The sequence below is a fragment of the Nocardia sp. NPDC051833 genome, assembly GCF_040681225.1.
Taxonomy (GTDB): Bacteria; Actinomycetota; Actinomycetes; order Mycobacteriales; family Mycobacteriaceae; genus Nocardia.
Genome location: NZ_JBFAYK010000002.1, coordinates 429,507 through 447,785 on the forward strand (window position 1 = coordinate 429,507; position 18,279 = coordinate 447,785).

Below are 18,279 nucleotides of genomic sequence, written 5' to 3' on the forward strand. Positions count from 1 at the left end.
GTACGCTGAGGGCGCAGTGGAACCGACCAGCGAGGAGACCGGTGTGACGACCAGTTCGGCGCCCCAGACCACGGTGGACGAGGTGCTGGCCGAGCTGGCCGCCCTGGCCGACCCGAAGATCCTCGCCGTCAACACCCGGCACGGCGACGACCACGCGGTCAACCTGACCAAGCTGCGCGCGGTGGCGAAGGCACTGAAAACCCAGCACGAGCTGGCCGGCGAGCTCTGGGCGACCGATGACACCGCCGCCCGGCTCGTCGCGATCCTGATCAGCCGCCCCAAGTCCTACACCGCCGCCGAACTCGACGCCATGCTGCGCGACGCCCGCGTCCCCAAGGTGCACGATTGGCTCGTCGGCTACGTCGTGAAGAAGAGCCCGCACGTCGAGGAACTCCGCACCGCCTGGTTCACCGACCCCGACCCCGTGATCGCCGGTGCGGGCTGGGCCCTGACCAGCGACCGCGTCGCGAAGTCCCCGGACGGACTCGACCTGCCCCACCTGCTCGACCTCATCGAGTCCCACATGAAGGCCGCCCCCGACCGCCTCCAATGGGCCATGAACGAATGCCTGGCCACCATCGGCATCCACCACCCCGCCCTACGCCCCCGCGCGATCACGATCGGCGAATCCCTCCGCGTCCTGGAGGACTACCCCACCCCACCCAACTGCACCTCCCCCTACGCCCCGATCTGGATCACCGAAATGGTCCGCCGCAACACCCAGCCCTGACCGACACCATTCCCCACCAGAACTGGAATCACCCTGCTTCACTTAGGTGTGATCACTTGCCGCACCGCCGCCATCCTCCTGGCAGCCGCCACCCTCACGGCCCTGAGCACTCCCGCCTCCGGCGAAGCATCCACCGGCAGTACATCAGGCTCGAGCGACCTGGCACCGGCATCACCTGCCTGATCCTGAAACCGACCTGGCCTTACGCCAACTGCCCCGACCCCACCGGAATCACCCTCGACCCCGAGTCGGCTCGAGCTCCCAGGTTCCACCCGGATTCCGCTCGACGCGTGCGCGAGGGCGCTCGGTCCGCTCAACAGAAAGCTGGTGCCGACGCTTCAGGCGCGGGGTGGGGCGACGACGCCGAGGCGGGTGAGCAGGCGGGCCAGCCAGTCTCGGGCGGCGGGCTGGTCGTTGTCGAGCAGGAGTTGGACGGTGACGCCGTCGTAGGCGGCGACGACCGAGTGGGCCAGTTCGGCGATCGAGCCGAGTTCGGGGGGCACAGTGAAGCCGCTGGCGGCGAGTTTGTCGGCGATGGCGGCGCGGAGCTGGGCGCGGTGGGTGATCAGGCGGGCCGCGATGTCGGGGCGGCGGGCGGCGTGGGTGAGGAAGTCGGTCTTCACCAGGAGCCAGTCGCGGTCGAGGAGCAGGGTCGCCGACAGCCGGTCGACGAAGCCTGCCACGTCCGCGGGGTCGTCGATCGCGGCGAGCGCGTCGCGCACCTGTCCGGTGATCAGGGTGGCGCGCTGGTCGTAGAGGACGAAGAACAGTTCCTCGAGACTGTCGAACTGGGAGTAGAACGCGCCCCGCGTGTAGCCCGCCGCGCCGCACACGTCCTCGATGCGCACCAGCCCGAAACCCTTCTCGGCGAACACGGAGAACGCGGCCTCGAGCAGGCGCGCCCTGGTCTCGGCCCGGCGCCGGGTCACGCGGGGTGGCTTGGCCGTCTCGGTCGTGTTCACGGATCGACGATACCTCTCACCATCAGATGCATTAATGTATCCGATGCAGCAATGAAGCTTTTGTGGAGAGTGGAGGTAGTCCGGATGGATGCCGATGTCATCGTGGTCGGCGCGGGCCTGGCCGGCCTGGTCGCGACCCATGAGCTGACCCGCCGGGGCAAGCGTGTCCTGGTGGTCGATCAGGAGAACGCGGCCAACCTCGGCGGGCAGGCGTTCTGGTCCTTCGGCGGGATCTTCCTGGTCGGCAGTCCCGAGCAGCGCAGGCTGGGCATCCGGGACTCGCTCGAGCTGGCCTGGAACGACTGGAGCGGCAGCGCGGGCTTCGATCGGCTCGACGACGAGGACAGCTGGGCCGCCCGCTGGGCCCGCGCCTATGTCGAGTTCGCCGCGGGCGAGAAGCGTTCCTACCTCACCGATCTCGGCATCGGCTTCGTGCCGTCGGTCGGCTGGGCCGAGCGTGGCGACCTGCGCGCCGAGGGCCACGGCAATTCGGTCCCCCGCTTCCACGTCGCATGGGGTACCGGCACCGGTGTCGTCGGGCCGTTCACCGAATCCGCGCTCCGCGCCGCGGACGCCGGACTGGTCACCTTCCGGCATCGACACCGGGTCGACGAGCTGGTGTTCACCGACGGCGCTGTCACCGGCGTGCGCGGGGCGATCCTGGCCGACGACGACGCCGAACGCGGCGCACCGTCCAACCGGGACGTGGTCGGCGAGTTCGACTTCGGCGCGGCCGCCGTGGTTCTCGCGACCGGTGGGATCGGCGGCAATCACGACACGGTCCGGCGACACTGGCCCGCGCGGCTCGGCGCGCCGCCGGCGCACATGATCACCGGCGTCCCCGCCTATGTCGACGGTCGCATGCTCGATATCGCCGCCGACGCCGGTGTCCGGTTGGTCAACCGGGATCGCATGTGGCACTACACCGAAGGCATCCGGAACTGGGATCCGATCTGGCCCGAGCACGCGATCCGGATCCTGCCCGGTCCGTCATCGCTGTGGTTCGACGCGCTGGGCCGTCGGTTGCCCGCGCCGTACCTGCCCGGCTACGACACCCTGGGCACGCTGCGCTACCTGCGCACCACCCCCGAGCTGGCCGAGCACGATCATTCCTGGTTCGTCACCACGCAACGCATCGTCGCCAAGGAGTTCGCGCTGTCGGGATCGGAGCAGAATCCCGACATCACCGCGAAGAACCGCGTCGGGATGATCCGGGAACGGGTCTTCGGCAAGGGCGCTCCCGCGCCGGTGGAGGCGTTCAAGCGGCACGGCGCCGACTGGGTGGTGGCCGACACGCTCGACGACCTGGTCGCGAAGATGAACGCACTCACCGAGCGGCCGCTGCTCGACCCGGATCGCCTGCGCGAGCAGATCGTCGCCCGGGATCTCCAGGTGGACAACGCGTTCAGCAAGGACGCCCAGATCCAGGGCATCCACAATTCCCGCCGCTACCTCGGCGACCGCATCACCCGGACCACCGCACCGCATCGCATTCTCGACCCGGCCGCCGGACCGCTGATCGGCGTGAAACTCCATGTCCTGACGCGCAAGTCGCTCGGCGGCATCCAGACCGACCTCGACTCCCGAGCGCTCGGCGCCGACGGCACCACGATTCCCGGGCTCTTCGCTGCGGGCGAGGCCGCGGGCTTCGGCGGTGGTGGCGTGCACGGCTACAACGCGCTCGAGGGCACCTTCCTCGGCGGGTGCGTGTTCTCCGGGCGAGCGGCGGGCCGGGCGGCAGCCCAGGACGCCTGACCAGCGCAACGTGAACGGCGCCTCCGGAATTCCGGAGGCGCCGTTCATGCCACTCACACCGCGTCAGCGGATCAGGCGGTACGCACCGCCGTGACGATCGCGACGGCCGCCGCGGACAGCGCCGCGAGCACGACCCCGCCGAGGACGACCGCGGCGGCGGCGACCGTGAACTGGGCCCAGCCCACCATCAGCGCGGCCACGCCGAGCACCACGAGGACCGCGTCGAGGCTCACCGAGGCCAGCACGACATCGTCGCGCTCCAGCAGCCGCGGAGCCAGGGCGACGGTGGCCAGGCCGAGCAGAACGGAGACCAGGCCGACCGCGACGAAGACGGGGACGGCCAGTCCGGTGCCGACCTCGACCCCGAGGATCAGCGCGGCGAAGGGGACGAGGCCGTAGAGCACGCGGATCGCGCCCACTCCGCGCAGCGTCCACGCGGACGCGTCGACGGGGGCGCCCCCGGTGGAGGTCCGGGTCGCGTACGCCATCTGCACAGTTGCCACCTGGCTGGTCATATCCCGCTCCTTCGATATTTTCACACCTTCGTGCAATTGCACGATGATGTGAAACTACGCCCGTTGCACAACCCTGTGCAAGAACTCGTGGGGGGACTCACAGCGCCTCGGGTACGTGCCGAGCAGCACAGTCGGAGCCGTTCGCGGACAGCGTGATTCGTCGAGCGGTCGCCCGCCCGCGGCGCAGTCAGTGCGGTGCCGAGGCCGCCGCGGTCCGGGCGATCGCCGCGGCGGTGGAGCGGTCGACACCGGCCGCGATCAGGCAGGCCAGGGCGGCGTCGCGCCCGGCGTCGGCGTCGACCCACTCACCGTCGCTGTGCGCGTTCAGCAGCGCGAGCACCAATGCCGTGAGCACCCTGGCGATCGCGGCGGGTGGGAGATGGTCGGCGAAGGTTCCGTCGGCCTGACCGGCGGCGATCAGGGTGACCAGCCGGGTGCGGACGGGCGCGAGCCGGTCGGACATCCGGGCGCGCGACCCGGCTTCGTCCAGGCGCAGCAGCAGCTGGAACTCGTCGCCGACCGCCCACAGCGCGACGGTCATCTCGGCGATCACCGGAGCGGGCGGCTGCGCCGTGTCGATGCCGTCCAGTGCCCGGCCCACCTGCTCGAAGGCTTCGTCGAGCATGCCGTCGATCAGCGCTTCCCTGGTGGGGAAATGCCCGTAGAGAGTACGGCGGACCATGCCCGCGGCGGCGGCGATGTCTTCCATGCTCGCCGCGGGGTTGCGCAGCAGCTCGTCCCCGGCGACGGCGAGGATGCGTCGCCGGTTGGCCAGTGCGCGCGGCCCGAGGGCGGCGGTCGAGTGCGTCGTCGCAGTCACGTACTTCCTTTCGCCCACCACCCTCCCACACCTGCGCGGGGGCGGGCAAAAGCCCTCCGCGCCAACGGCGCGGTAGGTCCGGGGTGACGGCCGACGCCGTCACCATGCCGATCACCTCGACATCGCCGGCCAGGACGCGACACCGCGCTGGAGATCTCCTCCATGGCCGCCTTGGCGATAAATTGATCCCATGGCAACCTCGTACCACCACGGCGATCTCCCCAGCGCGCTGGTGCGGGCCGCCGTGGAGCTCCTCGAGGAGGACGGCGCGGCGGACCTGTCGCTCCGCGCGGCCGCCCGCCGGGCCGGGGTGTCCACCGCCGCGCCGTACCGCCACTTCGCCGATCGCAACGCGCTGCTGTCGGCCGTGGCCGCCGTCGGGTACCGCGACCTGGCCGAGCAGCTCGTGGCCGCCGGCCCAGCGCCGAGCACAGCCGAGGATCTCGCCGCGATCGGGGTCGCCTACGTGCGCTTCGCCCTGGCCCGGCCCGCGCTGTTCCGGGTGATGTTCTCCGATCCCTGCGATCCGACCAGCCCGGAACGCGTGGCCGCCATGACCGCGATCCACGAGTACGTCAGAACGATTGTGCGCCAGGTGTTTCCCGACGGCGACGAGGATTCCCTCGCGACCGCGATGTGGGCGCTGGTCCACGGGCTGGCGTTCCTCCACCTGCACGGGAAGTTCGACGCCGACGAGCTCGACAACCGGGTCCGCGCCACCGTTTTCGCGGTGCTCGAACTCCCGGGTGGCGCACCCGCCTGAGGCGATCCGTGCCCGTCAGACCCTCCACACCTGGGGTGATTGCTCGACCGTCGACCGCGCCACCGTCAAGGTCTGTCCAGCTGCGACCGCTTGGCCTGGCAGCCGACATCGGTGCTGTGGCCGTAGGCCGCGCCGATGGTCAATGCCTCGGTGCGGGCGACGAACGCGGCTGGAGCGCGCGGGCACTGCCTGCCGTACTACCGCCACTATCGGCGCGGCGGACTCGACATCGCCGTGATAGCCACCCTGGTGCCACTGCTGACCTCAGTGGCCGGGTATCTCCCCGCGCCCGCGTTCGGCGCGCCCGGCGCCCGCACGATGATGCGGGAATGGGCCGGTGGGACTACCGCACCGCCGACGTCCCGGCCGGGGCGAACAACGACCACATCCGCTGGGTGCGCAGTCCCGGACCGGTCGTCGACCGTGTCGTCGCGTGGTGGCAGGAGGCATCGGCGACCTCATCGGTGCGCGTACACGCCGCGGACCGACGGCGGTCCGGCGCTTCGGTCATCGCGGCGCAACAGTCCAGGTCAGGCTACGGCGTGCGTTCCCGCGCGGCGGCCGGAGAAGACGCAGTCGGCCAGGGACAGCCCGCTGACATAGGAGTTCGAGCAGATGCCGACGGCCGCGCGGCCCGCCGCGAAGAGGCCGGGGACGACGCCGCCCGCCTCGGCGCGGACCGCGCCGGTGTCCTCGTCGACCAGCAGGCCGCCGAGGGTGAGCATCGGCATCGGGTAGGTCAGCCGGGCGGTGAACGAGATGTCCAGCAGTGTGAAGGGTCCCGTGCGCAGCGGACGGCGGATGTCGTCGGGCTTGCCGAACGGGTCGGGCAGGTTGTGCTCGATGGCCCGGTTGTGCGCGTCGACGGTGTCACGCAGGGTGGCCGGGTCGATGCCCGCGCGGGTGGCGGCCTCCTCGACCGTGCGACCGCGCGAGGTCCCGATCCGCAGCAGGCGCTCGGTCTGCATCCGCTGGAACCACACCGATTGCGGGCCCAGTTGCTCGCGGGCGTCCCGGTCGAGTTCGGCGTCGACCAGCAGCCACGCCCGGTTACCGGGGCTGGTCGCGATCGCCGCGCCGAGCGCGGCACCGTAGCGGGATTCGTCGATCATCCGCTGCCCCAGGGAGTTCACCGCGATCGCGCCGAACATGGCGCTGGGGGGCGCGATGAACCGCCAGGTCGACAGGGCGTCCAGCTTGCCGGTCGCAGCGCCGATGTCCTGCGCCATGGTGATGCCGCTGCCGTCGTCGCCCGCGGTGCCGAGGGGCAGGCCCTGCGACCACGGGTAGTCGGGGGCATGGCGGGCGACCATCGCGCCGTTGGCGATGAATCCGCCGGTCGTGAGGACCACGCCGGACTTCGCCTGGATCCGGACCGGTCTGCCGTGCTTGCGTTCGATCCGGGTCAGCAGCGCTTCCATCGCCGCGCGGAGACCCGGGTGGTACACGCCCGGCTTCGCCGAGATCCGGGCCAGGGCGGCGAAGCGGCGGCGCACGGACGCGGGCGCGTCGGCGATCGTGATCGCCTCGATCCCGGTGACGCGCCCGTCCTCGACGACGAGCCGAGTGGCTCTGGTGCCGGTGCGGACCCGCACGCCACGGTCGGCCGCCGCGGCGGCCAGCGGCCCGAACAGCGCCTTGCCGGACACACCGGGGCCGTGCGCGCGGTGCCCGCGCTGCCGCGGCTTCGCGAGATCCCGGTACCCGCCGGAGTTCTCGCTGCCGGAGTAGTACAGGTAGTAGTCGTCGGACGGGTACGAGGTCTTGTAAGGGCAGAGCGACGCCTGGAAGGGCACACCGCGCTCGGTCAACCAGTCGATCATCGCCGGGGACTGCTCGCAGAACCGGCGCAGGGTCGCGGCGCTCACCGCGTCGCCGACCTCGGCCTCCAGGTAGGCGAGCATGGTGTCGACGTCGTCGTCGATGCCCGCGTCCCGCTGGACCCAGGTCCCGCCACCGGCGTAGACGATGCCGCCGGACAGCGCCGTCGCCCCGCCACCGAGGTACCGGTCGATCGCGAGCACGTCCGCGCCCGCCTCCCGCGCGGTCAGCGCGGCGGTCACACCCGCTCCGCCGTACCCGACGACCACGACATCGGCCGCACTGTCCCAAGCCCGCACCAGTCCACCTTCCGAGCGGACGCCGACCCCGTCGTCGCCGTCCGACCCCAACTATAACGTGTTCTAGAAATCTGGCAGCCGGACCGGCGCGCCGCTATCCGTGGACGCGCACCCGCCCGCCGGTCAGTTGCGCGGCGACGTGGTCGATCGCCGCGACGGGCTGATCCAGAATGCGCACGGCGGTCCGCAGCCCCTTCGTGCCCCCGACCTTCTTCCGCAGCACACGCTGCACGTCGGGATGCTCGAGCCCACGCACTCCGCCGGTCTCCGGCCCCACTCCCGGGAACAGATCGATCACCAGCAGGTCGTTGCCGAGCTTGCGATGCAGGCGCAGCCCCTGGATGGTGGCCCACGGCAGGAAGACCGAATCCGGTGCGGCATCGATGCTCAGCCGCAGACCCGCGGGCGACAGGCGCATCGCCGTCGGCGGCACGCCCTGCGCTTGCCAAGTCGCGCGCAACTCGCGCAGGCGCCGCAGTTTGCGCACCCCGTCGACACCGAAGATCGCCACGACCGGCAGTTGTACGAGTCCGATCGGCCCGGCCAGCCAGACCAGCAGCGCGGTGATCGCGGCGACGACGGCCGCGGTCACCACCCCCACCCAGGCCGCCACCGCCCCCAGTCCGAGCACCGATTCCCGCGACCGCTGCACGGCCACCGCTTCCACGCCGACGACGAACTCCCCCACGGATTCCATCCCGCGCACGCTACCGCTGTTCTCGACGGCACGACGTCTTTGCACGCGCTGCCACCATGCAGTCACTGCCACGTATCGGCTCGGCGACCCGCCTGCCCAACGGTCGGAGGGCATTTCGTGGTCGATCACAAACCCGGACGGCACCGGGGGGTGGCGGGCACCGGTACTGTGGCTAGCGCCCACCGGACGCGGTGTCGGCGTTCCACTGCGACAACCTGGATGTAATCGATGAGTGCTACTGCCGAAAAGCTTGCCGACCTGCGAGAGAAGCTGGAGCTCGCGCAGGAACCGGCCGGAGAGGCGGGAGCCGCCAAGAGAGCGCGCAAGGGCATACCCTCGGCCCGCGACCGCATCAACATGCTCATGGACCCGGGCACGTTCGTCGAGATCGGCGCCCTCGTGCGCAATCCCACCGACAAGAACGCCCTCTACGGTGACGGCGTGGTGACCGGACACGGTCTGGTCGACGGCAGGCCGGTGGCGGTGTTCTCGCACGATCAGACCGTCTACGGCGGCACCATCGGCGAGATGTTCGGCCGCAAGGTCGCCGCGATCATGGCTCTCGCGGGCAAGATGGGCTGCCCGCTCGTCGGCATCAACGACTCCGGCGGCGCGCGCGTGCAGGAGGCGGTGTCCTCGCTGCGCTGGTACGGCGAGCTGGCGACCATGATGGAGCCGCTCTCGGGTGCGGTGCCGATGGTCTCGCTCATCCTCGGCAACTGCGCCGCCGGTGCGGTGTACCAGCCGATCTGCACCGATGTCGTGGTCGCGACCGAGAGCGCGCACATGTTCGTCACCGGCCCCAAGATCATCGAGGACGCCATCGGTGAGAAGGTCGACATGGAGGAGCTGGGCGGCGTCTACAACCAGGCCGCGTACGGCAACATCCACCACGTCGCCAAGGACGAGCCCGCCGCCTTCGAGTGGGTCCGCACCTACCTGAGCTACCTGCCGTCGAGCTCCACCGAGCTCCCGCCGGTCGTCAACCCCGGCCTGGAGCCGGAGATCACCGAGTCCGACCTCATGCTGGACAAGCTGGTCCCCGACTCCGACAACATGGTCTACGACATGCACGACGTGCTGCTGCGGATCTTCGACGACGGCGAGTTCCACGAGATCGGCGCGGCCGCCACCGAGAACATCATCACCGGCTTCGCCCGGGTCGACGGTCGGCCGGTCGGCGTGGTCGCCAACCAGCCGACGGTGCTGGCCGGCGCCCTCGACGCCAAGGCCAGCGACAAGGCCTCGCACTTCATCCACATCTGCAACGCCTTCGAGATCCCGCTGGTGCTCGTCGTCGACACCCCGGGCTTCCTGCCCGGCGTGGAGCAGGAGAAGGCAGGCGTCATCAAGCGTGGCGGCCGGTTCCTGTTCGCCTACGTCGAGGCCACCGTGCCGAAGGTGACCGTGGTGATCCGCAAGGCCTACGGCGGCGGCTGGGCCGTGATGGGCGCCAAGGCACTGGGCTGCGACGCCTACCTGGCGTGGCCGACCGCGCGGATCGCGGTGATGGGCGCGGAGAGCGCCGTCGGCCTGACCCAGCGCAAGGTCCTCGAGGCGACGCCCGAGGAGCAGCGCGGCGCCATCCGCCAGCAGATGATCGACTTCTACAACGCGACGATCGCGACGCCGTGGATCGCGGCCGAGCGTGGCTACATCGACCGCGTCATCGAGCCGTCGACCACCCGCCTCGAGATCCGTCGCGCCCTGCACCTGCTGCGGGACAAGCAGGTCGTGCGCTACCCGCGCAAGCACCACCTGCTGCCGCTGTGATCCGGTGCGGGCGGATCTCCGCCCGCACCGTCACTTCCCGTCCCGCATGACCGACCGCAGCCGCTCGGTGTCGGCCGCGGTCCAGCCGGGCGGTGACAGGATCGCCGCCCAGGCGTCGGCGATGTCGGCCTGAAAGGTGTGCCCGTGCCCGTCGGGCACATCGGTCGAGACCGCCATGTCGGCCGACACCTGCAGGAACGTCACGACCGGGATCCACCGGGTACTGGGCAGGACGTCGGGACCACGCGGCTCGCGCAGCCAATCCGGTTGCTGGAACAGCAGTTTCAGCGTCCACCAGGTGATCGGGTCGGAGGCGTGCTGGAGGTAGACGACCCGCGGGGGCGGCCACTGCGCGTCGGGGCGGGCCAGATCGGGGGCGCTCGCGACGAAGCGCGCGGTGCGGCCGTCGCGGTAGATCGGCAACCATTCCGGCGAGCCCGGATCACGGCGCATCGTGGCGTCGCGCCAGACCGGGTTGGTGGCGGTCGGGCCGACGAACAGCACGCCGTCGGTGCGGGCGGCCATGTCCTGCACGCTCGAGAACGCCGCTTCGCCGCCGAAGGATCCGAGGCTCTCGCCGAACACCACCAGCTTCGGCCGCCGGTCCGGCGGCAGCGTCGCCCACTCCGCGTGCACCGCCTCGAACAGGGCCTGTCCGGCGTGGCGGGCCCGTTCCTGATCGACGAGGAACGACAGCCAGCTCGGCAGGAACGAGTACTGCATGCTCACCAGCGCGCTGTCGCCGTTGGCCAGATACTCCACGGCCGACGCGGTGGACTCGTTGATCCAGCCGGTGCCGGTCGTGGTCGCCACGCCGAGCACTGCGCGCTCGAAGCCGCCCGCCCGCCGCAACTCGGCGACCGCGAGATCGGCTTCGGCCTCGACAGTCTCGGCCGAATCGAGACCCGTGTAGACCCGGATCGGTGGCCGCGCCGGGCGGCCGTTGAACGCGGTCAGATCGACCTCGGTCGGTCCGTTGGACACGAAGATCCGGCCCTGCCTGCCCAGCGAGTCCCAGGTCACCAGTGAGCCGGGGCCGCCGGACCGCTCCGGGGAGACGGGCTGCGGGGTGTCCGCCGACGTCTCCTGGTTGACCGCCTTGAACGTCGAATTCAGCAGCGACATCGCCGCACTCGCCACCACGCCGTTGAGCAGCGCGATCACCACCGCCACGACAACGACACCGCCCAGCAGCACCGACACCCGCGGTGGCAGGACCCGTCCGAGCAGACCGCCGACCCAGCCCACCAGCGCCCGCCCCACCCGGACGAGCCCCATCAGCACCCCGAACACGATCAAGCCGATCAGCACCATGATCGGATACGCCGACCACGACAGTCCCGCCACGCCCATCAGCTCGCGCAGCTCCCGCTGCCAGCCCGCGTACCAGATCAGCGCCACGACGGTGCCCGCGATCGCCACGACGCCCAGTCCCCAGCGCAGCACGGGCGGCATCGGGATCGGTTCCCGTTCGAGCACCCACCACACGAGCGCGGCGATCGCGGCGCCCAGGCCGTAGCCGAGGGCCGCCGCCGCGCCGGACACGACGCCCTGGAACAGCGGCCCGCGCGGCAGCAGGGAGGGAGTCAGCGACAACCACACCAGGATCAGCGCACCGGTGAGCCCGCCGAACCCGTGTCCGCGTGGTGTCGAATTCATCTGTGCCCCTACGGTTCGATCAGCGACCACCGGGTGCGCATCCCGGTGCTGCACGTTCACCGGTACGGAGCAGACGCCGCTCTCCGCACGGACAGTTGAACTGTACGACCGGTCACGACCTCGCCGCCGGATCTGCTGCGACGCTGCTCCGAATCGTGATCCGGTCCCGGCCGGGGCTACTGGGCTGCGGGCGGACCCGGTTGTGGCGCGTCGTAGCCCGGAGTTCGCTGTCCGTCGCGCACACTGGGGTCATGGGTTCGCTGTGGATTCTGCTCGGCTCGGGTGCGATTCGCGCCGACGAGGTGTCCGAGATCGCGGTCGTCAAGACCGGCCGGGTGGTGGGTGGCCGGGTCGGGCGTGAGCAGTTCGCGGTGGTGGTGCGCTCGTTCCGGGGGTCACCGACCGCCGGGCGCGCACTGTCGCGGACCGTCTGGACCACCGCACGGGAGCCACGGGCCGACGAGGTCGCCCGGTCCCTGCTCGACCAGTTGATCGCCCGGGCCGACGCGGCGGGCACGCTGGCCGTCGACGCCTCGGGCACGGTCGAATTCACGAGTCCGCCCACCGAGACCCGCTGACCGGCTCGTGCCGCGGCGAACGAAGGCCCGCGTGCGCGGTGTCGGCGATCAGCAGGTGCTGTTCCGGGTCGTCGTCGCGATGTCGGTGGCGTTCGTGGTGTTCGGGTTCGTGGTCGACTCCCCCGGCGCCGTGCTGCGCGGTGTCGTCGATATTCTCAGCGCGCGCGACACTCTCGTCACCGACTTCGTCGTGGTCGGGGGGCTCGGCGGGGCGTTCGTGCAGGCCGGGCTGCTCACCCTGGTCGCCTGCGCGACCTACCGGATCACCGGCGCCGCCGCCGACGGACCGGCGGTGGCCGCTCTGCTGCTGGTGCTCGGCACCGCGCTCTACGGCAAGACCCTGCTCAATGTCTGGCCGATCCTGGCCGGAGTGGCACTGTATGCAATATTGCGTCGCGAGCGGCTGTCGGCCGATGTCTCGACCGCGTGGTTCGGGACGGCGCTGTCGCCGATCTTCGTCGAGCTGGCCTTCAACACCGCGCTGCCGGTGTGGGCGGGAGTCCTGCTCGGCGCGGCCACCTCGGTCCTGATCGGCTTCGTCCTGCCGCCGGTCGCGCGTCAGCTGTTCCGCGCGCACGACGGATTCACCCTCTACAACATGGGTTTCGTCGCCGGTGTGGTCGGCGCCGTGGTCGTCGCGGTGTACCGCGCGTTCGGGCTCACCGCGCCACCGGAGATGGTGTGGACCTCCGGCGACGACGGGCCGCTGTCGATCCTGCTGGCGATCCTGCTCGTCGGCCTGATCGGCACCGCGTTCGCGCTCGACCGGGCGCCGTGGCGCGCCTACGTCCGGTTGACCCGCCGCGACGGCCGGGCTCCGTGCGATTTCCTCGCCGACGACGGCGCGGCCGCGGTCCTGCTCAACATGGCGGTGATCGGCACGCTCACCACCGGGTACGTGCTGGTGATCGGAGCGCACCTCAACGGGCCGGTCATCGCGGGCATTCTCAGCGTCATGGGTTTCGGCGCGTGCGGGAAGAACGCCGTCAACATCGTGCCCGTCGTCGCCGGGGTGGCGATCGCGGGACTGCTCAAGCCGTTCGAACTGACCGACCCCGGCCTGATCTGGGCCGCGCTGTACGGCACCTGCCTGGCCCCGATCGCGGGTCGCTTCGGTCCGCACTGGGGTGTCGTCGCCGGGTTCTTCCACGCCTCGGTCGCCCAGGTCACCGGCGCGCTGGTCATCGGGCTCAACCTATACGGCAACGGATTCGCCGCCGGCTTCGTCGCCGCGGTGATCGCCCCGGTCGCCGCCCTGATCTCGCACCCACGCCGCGGCGCGGGCGAGCGGGAGAAACCGGTCCCCGCGGCGTGAGCCACCGGCCGTCCGTCGACGCGACGACAGGACGGCCGGTTCCGGGTCAGCTCAGGTTCAGGTAGACCGCCTTGGGGTAGAGGTAGCTCTGGACGTGGTCGCGGCCGCCCTTCCAGCCGTAGCCGCTCATCTTGGTGCCGCCGAAACCGACGGCCGGGTCGAGCACTCCGTAGCAGTTGACCCAGACGGTGCCCGCGGTGATGCCGCGCGACACCCGGTGCGCGGTGGCCAGATCCGTGGTCCAGACGCCACCGGCCAGGCCGTAGGGCGTCGCGTTGGCCAGGGTCAGCGCCTCGTCGACGTCGTCGAACGGGATCACGGTGGCCACCGGGCCGAAGATCTCCTCCTGCGCGATGGTCATGTCGTTGGTGGCGGCGGCGAAGACGGTCGGCTCGACGAAATAGCCCGCGGCGCGGTCACCGTCGACCCGGTGACCGCCGCTGATCAGTTCGGCCTCGCCGGACCCGATATCGATGTAGTTCAGCACCCGGTCGAGCTGGCGCTGCGAGATCAGCGGACCCAGCTGGGTGGTGGGGTCCAGGCCGTCGCCGACACGGATCGTCTTGGTGAATTCGGCCATCCGCGCGACGAATTCGTCGTGGATCGACCGCTGGACGAAGATCCGCGTGCCCGCCACACAGACCTGACCGCTGTTGGTGTACACGCCCATCGCCGCGCCGGGGACCGCGCGGTCGAGGTCGGCGTCGGCGAAGACGATGTCGGGTGACTTCCCGCCCAGCTCCAGCTGCAGCCGCTTCATATTGCCCGCCGAGGCCCGCACGATCGTCTGCGCGGTGCCGACCGAGCCGGTGAACGCGATGCGGTCGACGCCGGGATGCTCGGCCAGCGCGGCGCCCGCGTCCTTGCCGTATCCGGTGACCACGTTGACGACACCGTCGGGCACACCGGCCTCGGTGAGCAGCTGCGCCACCCGCAGCACCGACAGCGACGCGTCCTCGGCCGGCTTGAGCACCGCCGTGCAGCCGGTCGCCAGCGCCGGTCCGAAGATCCACCACAGACCGATGAGCGGCCCGTTCCACGGGATGATGCCGCCGACCACGCCGACCGGCTCGAGCGAGCGCAGGGTCAGGAAGTCGCCGGGCAGCGAGTTGGGGGCGCTCGCCACGGTGCCCGCGTCGACCTGGGAGGCGAAGAACTGCAGTACCTGCGAGGTCCACTCGCGCAGTCCCTGGGTCCGGGTCAGCGGCGCGCCCATGTCCAGGGTCTCGATCGTGGCGAGTTCGTCGAAGTTCGCCAGGACCAGGTCGTGGACGCGGAGGATGAGCGCGCGCCGCTGGTGCGGGGTCCAGCGACTCCATTCGCCCTCGAACGCGGCCCGCGCCGCCGCCACCGCGGCGTCCACGTCGGCCGCGCCGCTCGCGGCGATGGTGCCGAGCGTGGTGCCGGTGGCGGGGTTGATCACCTCGATGGTCTCGCCCGACGCGGCGGGCACCCAACGGCCCCCGATCAGGTTCTGCTGCGCGGCTCCGACGAAGGCGGGAACCGGATGAGTGGTGGTCATGAATTACTCCCTTTGCCCCCGGCCGAGCGCCGGGGGCGTTGCTGAAATCACCGGGCGGGCAGCGCCGCGCCGGTCAGTCGAACAGGAAGACGCCCTTGCCCGCGTCCTGCTTGTCGAACCACCGGTAGGCCTCGTCGGCCTGCTCGATGGTCCAGGTGTGCGAATACAACTCGTCGACCGGGAGATCGTGGGCGACCACGTACTCGGCGCAGCGCGCCTGCTCGATCGACGACATCGTCCAGGAGGTCAGCAGCGTCCACTGCTTCTTGTAGACCGCCTGGGTGGTGAACCGCACGTCCCCGGGCAGCCCGGTGAACACGGCCCGGCCGAAGGTGCCGAGCACCGCCAGCGCGTCGTCGCTCGCCCGCCCCGAGGTCTCCAGGACGACATCGGCCAGGCGCCCGCCGGTGAACTCGGCGACCGCGTCGGTCAGCGACTGCGCGCGCGAGTTCACCACCAGGTCGGCCCCGAACTTCGCACTGTGGGCCAGGCGCCGGTCGTCGACATCGACGGCGATCACCCTGGCGCCCATCGACGCCGCGAACATGGTCGCCGACAGTCCCACCGGGCCCTGCCCGAGCACGACCGTCGTGGTGTCCGCGACGCTGCCGAGTCGCTTGATCGCACCCCACGCCGTGCCGGTGCCGCAGCCGATCGCCGCGCCCGCCTCGAAGGAGAGGCCGTCGGGCATCGGCAGCAGCGAGGACTCCGGTACCAGGGCGAAGGGCGCGTGACCGCCGTCGACGTGCACCGCCATGGTCTTGCCCGGCGCGGTCTCGCACATCTGCGGCCACCCCGCCCGGCACCGGCGGCAGGTTCCGCAGCCGATGTAGTGGTGGATCATCACCCGCTCGCCGATCCGCGCCGGGTCGACGCCGGGGCCGACCGCGTACACCTCACCGCACGGTTCGTGCCCCTGGATCACCGCGTGGTCGAAATCGAACGCGCCGTGATAGAAGTGCAGGTCCGATCCGCACATCCCGGAGGCGCGGATCTTCACCACGACCTCGCCGTACCCCGGTTCGGGCTCGGGGAAGTCCCGCAGCACGATGGTCCCGTCACCCGGGAACACGACGCCCTTCATGTCACTCTCCTCTGGATATCTGATGTCTCGCGGTCGCTCATGCCGACCGCCCCGCCCGCAGGCGTGCCGTCGCGTCGAGGTCGACGCGCAGCCCCTCGGGATCGGTCCGCGGGTCGCCGACGACCACGACGCCGTAGTCCCGCGCGGCGCCCGCGATGCTCACGTACTCGTTGCGGACGTCGGCGAGCACGCGGTCGGCATCGCGGCGCAACGGATCACCCCAGCCGCCACCGCCATTGGTGAGGCAGCGCAGGACGGTGTTCGGCACGGTCGACCACACCGGCTCGGCGGCGAAGTAGTGATACCTGCCGTCGACCGGGTCGAGTGCCTTGGTCTCGGGATCGAGCACGCCGGCGACCGGAACACTGTCGGCGTACACCTCCGGACCGGTGCCGAGAATGCCCGGCGCCGTCCCGTCCGCCCCGGGCGGGAACAGCCACATCGCGCCGGTCGGCCCGGAGCCGCCGCCGTTGGCGCCCACCCCGGTGGCCTGTTTGGTGCGGAACGGCGACAGGTGGTGTTCCCCCGCGGTGAGCCACAGCGCGTCCTTCAGATTCGCCGCGCCACCGCGGAACACGCCCGCGCCGCCGGTGTCGATGGCGTGTTCCTTGCGCAGCAACACCACCGGCGAATCGCGTTCGATCGTCTCGGTCGCCGGATCGAGGTTGTTGAGGGTGAACAGCACGGTGTAGCTGTCACCGTCACCGGCCTCGGTGGCACCCCACGGGCCGTGCTCGCCACCGCACTGGGTGGCCGAGGTCCACGGCGTGCCGTCGGGGCGCACGCCGGAGGCGTTGTGGGTGTTGGTCGACCCGTAGTCGCCGCCGACGCCCTGCGTCCCCAGCACGGGATTGAGCGCGTCGAAGATCGCCGACGCGACCGCGCCCGAGGCCTCCCAGAACATCATGATGCCGCCGTCGGGCGGGAGCGAGGAGACGATGGTGCCCGGTGGCACCGCGAGGTCGACATTGCGCCAGGTGCCCGAGGTGAACGGCACCTTCGGATCGAGGAGCATCGTCAAGGCCACGCCCACCGCGGTCTTCGCGTCGAGGACACCGCAGTTGATGCAGGTGCGGGCCTGGGGCGAGGTCCCGGACAGGTCGATCTCCATGTCCTCGCCGCGCTTGCGGACCAGCACCCGCACGGTGTAGTCGATGCTGTCGTCGAGGCCGTCGGCGTCGATCAGCGCCGAGCCGGTGTAGTCGCCGTCGGGCACCGCCGCGATGGCGTCGCGCATCCGCTCGGCGGAGGTGTCGCACGCGTAGTCCAGGGTGCCGAGGTAGGCCGCCAGCCCGTACCGGTCGATGTTCTCGTGGACGAGCCGCTCCCCCAGCTTCAGCTGCTGGAAGATGCTCTTGAAGTCGGGCAGCAGCATGCCGCCCCAGCGGGTGTTGTCGAAGATCAGGCTGAAGGTCGACCGCACCGGCTCGTCGCCCGACCACAGCAGCATGGGCGGGATCACCAGCCCGTTCTCGTAGACATTGGCCTTGGTCGCCGAGAACCCGCCGGGCACCGTGCCACCCATGTCCAGCTGGTGCGCGCACATGGTGACGTAGGAGACGATCTCGTCGTCGACGAAGACCGGCCGGGTGAAGGCCACGTCGTTGACGTGCCTGCCACCCCGGTACGGATCGTTGCAGATGAGAACGTCACCGGGACGCAGGTTCTCGGGACCGTACTCCTCCACGGCATTGCGCACCGCGTCGCCCATGGTGCCGAGGAACACGACCAGGCTGTTGCTGACCACGGCCATCGGATAGCCCTTGTCCGCGGGACCGCTGATGGTGCAGGCGAAGTCGTACCAGTCGCGGATGATGGGCGAGAACGCCTCGCGCATGAACCCGGTCGACATGTGCTCGACCGCGTAGCGCAGCCGGTTGGTGAGCACGGTGGCGCTGAACCGGTCGCACCCGTAGCGCTCGTGGAACTGCGCGTCGGACAGGTCGCGCAGCCGGGGCGCGGCGGGAATGGTGGGGCTGGACATGG

Annotated in this window: 15 protein-coding genes; 6 read left to right on the forward strand and 9 right to left on the reverse strand. The window is 70.8% G+C overall.

The features are described from left to right. Positions 1–43 precede the first annotated feature (43 nt). The gene (locus AB0L91_RS20015) at positions 44–730 is read left to right on the forward strand and encodes a DNA alkylation repair protein (protein WP_365011930.1); all 687 of its coding nucleotides are present in this window, start codon (positions 44–46) and stop codon (positions 728–730) included. Positions 731–1,068: 338 nt separating this feature from the next. Here AB0L91_RS20015 and AB0L91_RS20020 read toward each other — a convergent pair whose 3' ends face one another. Beyond that, complete coding sequence (locus AB0L91_RS20020) at positions 1,069–1,692, reverse strand: TetR/AcrR family transcriptional regulator (RefSeq protein WP_365011931.1); 624 nt, start codon at positions 1,690–1,692, stop codon at positions 1,069–1,071. Positions 1,693–1,776: 84 nt separating this feature from the next. Between AB0L91_RS20020 and AB0L91_RS20025 the strand changes: the two genes are divergently transcribed. Further along, on the forward strand, positions 1,777–3,447 hold the full coding sequence (locus tag AB0L91_RS20025) for an FAD-binding dehydrogenase (protein WP_365011933.1): 1,671 nt from the start codon (positions 1,777–1,779) through the stop codon (positions 3,445–3,447). Positions 3,448–3,518: 71 nt separating this feature from the next. Here the strand turns inward: AB0L91_RS20025 and AB0L91_RS20030 are convergent, their stop codons facing one another. Together AB0L91_RS20030 and AB0L91_RS20035 are read right to left on the reverse strand one after the other, a co-directional pair. Then, a complete protein-coding gene (locus AB0L91_RS20030; RefSeq protein WP_365011935.1) occupies positions 3,519–3,962 on the reverse strand; it encodes a hypothetical protein in 444 nt (147 codons plus the stop codon). Between the two features lie 187 nt (positions 3,963–4,149). Next, positions 4,150–4,782 carry a TetR/AcrR family transcriptional regulator gene (locus AB0L91_RS20035; RefSeq protein ID WP_365011937.1) on the reverse strand — a complete coding sequence of 211 codons (633 nt, stop codon included), beginning with the start codon at positions 4,780–4,782 and terminating at the stop codon, positions 4,150–4,152. Between the two features lie 190 nt (positions 4,783–4,972). Here AB0L91_RS20035 and AB0L91_RS20040 point away from each other — a divergent pair, with 190 nt between their 5' ends. Continuing rightward, positions 4,973–5,545, forward strand: a complete 573-nt coding sequence (locus tag AB0L91_RS20040; protein WP_365011939.1) for a TetR/AcrR family transcriptional regulator — start codon at positions 4,973–4,975, stop codon at positions 5,543–5,545. Positions 5,546–6,075: 530 nt separating this feature from the next. On the opposite strand, the gene AB0L91_RS20045 is transcribed toward AB0L91_RS20040, so the two are convergent. Both AB0L91_RS20045 and AB0L91_RS20050 read right to left on the reverse strand, forming a co-directional pair. Further along, positions 6,076–7,665 (reverse strand): FAD-binding protein, encoded by a 1,590-nt coding sequence (locus AB0L91_RS20045; RefSeq protein WP_365011941.1) that lies wholly within the window; start codon positions 7,663–7,665, stop codon positions 6,076–6,078. A gap of 94 nt (positions 7,666–7,759) precedes the next feature. Continuing rightward, positions 7,760–8,362 (reverse strand): hypothetical protein, encoded by a 603-nt coding sequence (locus AB0L91_RS20050; protein WP_365011943.1) that lies wholly within the window; start codon positions 8,360–8,362, stop codon positions 7,760–7,762. A 228-nt stretch (positions 8,363–8,590) separates the two neighbouring features. Between AB0L91_RS20050 and AB0L91_RS20055 the strand changes: the two genes are divergently transcribed. Next, positions 8,591–10,135 carry an acyl-CoA carboxylase subunit beta gene (locus AB0L91_RS20055; protein ID WP_365011945.1) on the forward strand — a complete coding sequence of 515 codons (1,545 nt, stop codon included), beginning with the start codon at positions 8,591–8,593 and terminating at the stop codon, positions 10,133–10,135. A 30-nt stretch (positions 10,136–10,165) separates the two neighbouring features. Here AB0L91_RS20055 and AB0L91_RS20060 read toward each other — a convergent pair whose 3' ends face one another. Further along, entirely contained in the window at positions 10,166–11,794 is a 1,629-nt protein-coding gene (locus AB0L91_RS20060; protein ID WP_365011946.1) for an alpha/beta-hydrolase family protein, read from the reverse strand. A 251-nt stretch (positions 11,795–12,045) separates the two neighbouring features. Here AB0L91_RS20060 and AB0L91_RS20065 point away from each other — a divergent pair, with 251 nt between their 5' ends. Both AB0L91_RS20065 and AB0L91_RS20070 read left to right on the forward strand, forming a co-directional pair. Continuing rightward, the gene (locus tag AB0L91_RS20065) at positions 12,046–12,372 is read left to right on the forward strand and encodes a hypothetical protein (protein WP_357346891.1); all 327 of its coding nucleotides are present in this window, start codon (positions 12,046–12,048) and stop codon (positions 12,370–12,372) included. Between the two features lie 7 nt (positions 12,373–12,379). Beyond that, entirely contained in the window at positions 12,380–13,687 is a 1,308-nt protein-coding gene (locus tag AB0L91_RS20070) for a DUF1576 domain-containing protein (RefSeq protein ID WP_365011948.1), read from the forward strand. 46 nt (positions 13,688–13,733) lie between these two features. Here AB0L91_RS20070 and AB0L91_RS20075 read toward each other — a convergent pair whose 3' ends face one another. From AB0L91_RS20075 to AB0L91_RS20085, 3 genes are all read right to left on the reverse strand, one after another. Next, positions 13,734–15,209: an aldehyde dehydrogenase family protein gene (locus tag AB0L91_RS20075; RefSeq protein WP_365011949.1), complete on the reverse strand. Its 1,476-nt coding sequence runs from the start codon at positions 15,207–15,209 to the stop codon at positions 13,734–13,736. Positions 15,210–15,282: 73 nt separating this feature from the next. Further along, positions 15,283–16,293, reverse strand: coding sequence for an alcohol dehydrogenase catalytic domain-containing protein (locus AB0L91_RS20080; protein ID WP_365011951.1), 1,011 nt, complete (start codon positions 16,291–16,293; stop codon positions 15,283–15,285). Positions 16,294–16,330: 37 nt separating this feature from the next. Continuing rightward, the gene (locus tag AB0L91_RS20085; protein ID WP_365011952.1) at positions 16,331–18,277 is read right to left on the reverse strand and encodes a hydantoinase B/oxoprolinase family protein; all 1,947 of its coding nucleotides are present in this window, start codon (positions 18,275–18,277) and stop codon (positions 16,331–16,333) included. Between the last annotated feature and the right edge of the window lie 2 nt (positions 18,278–18,279).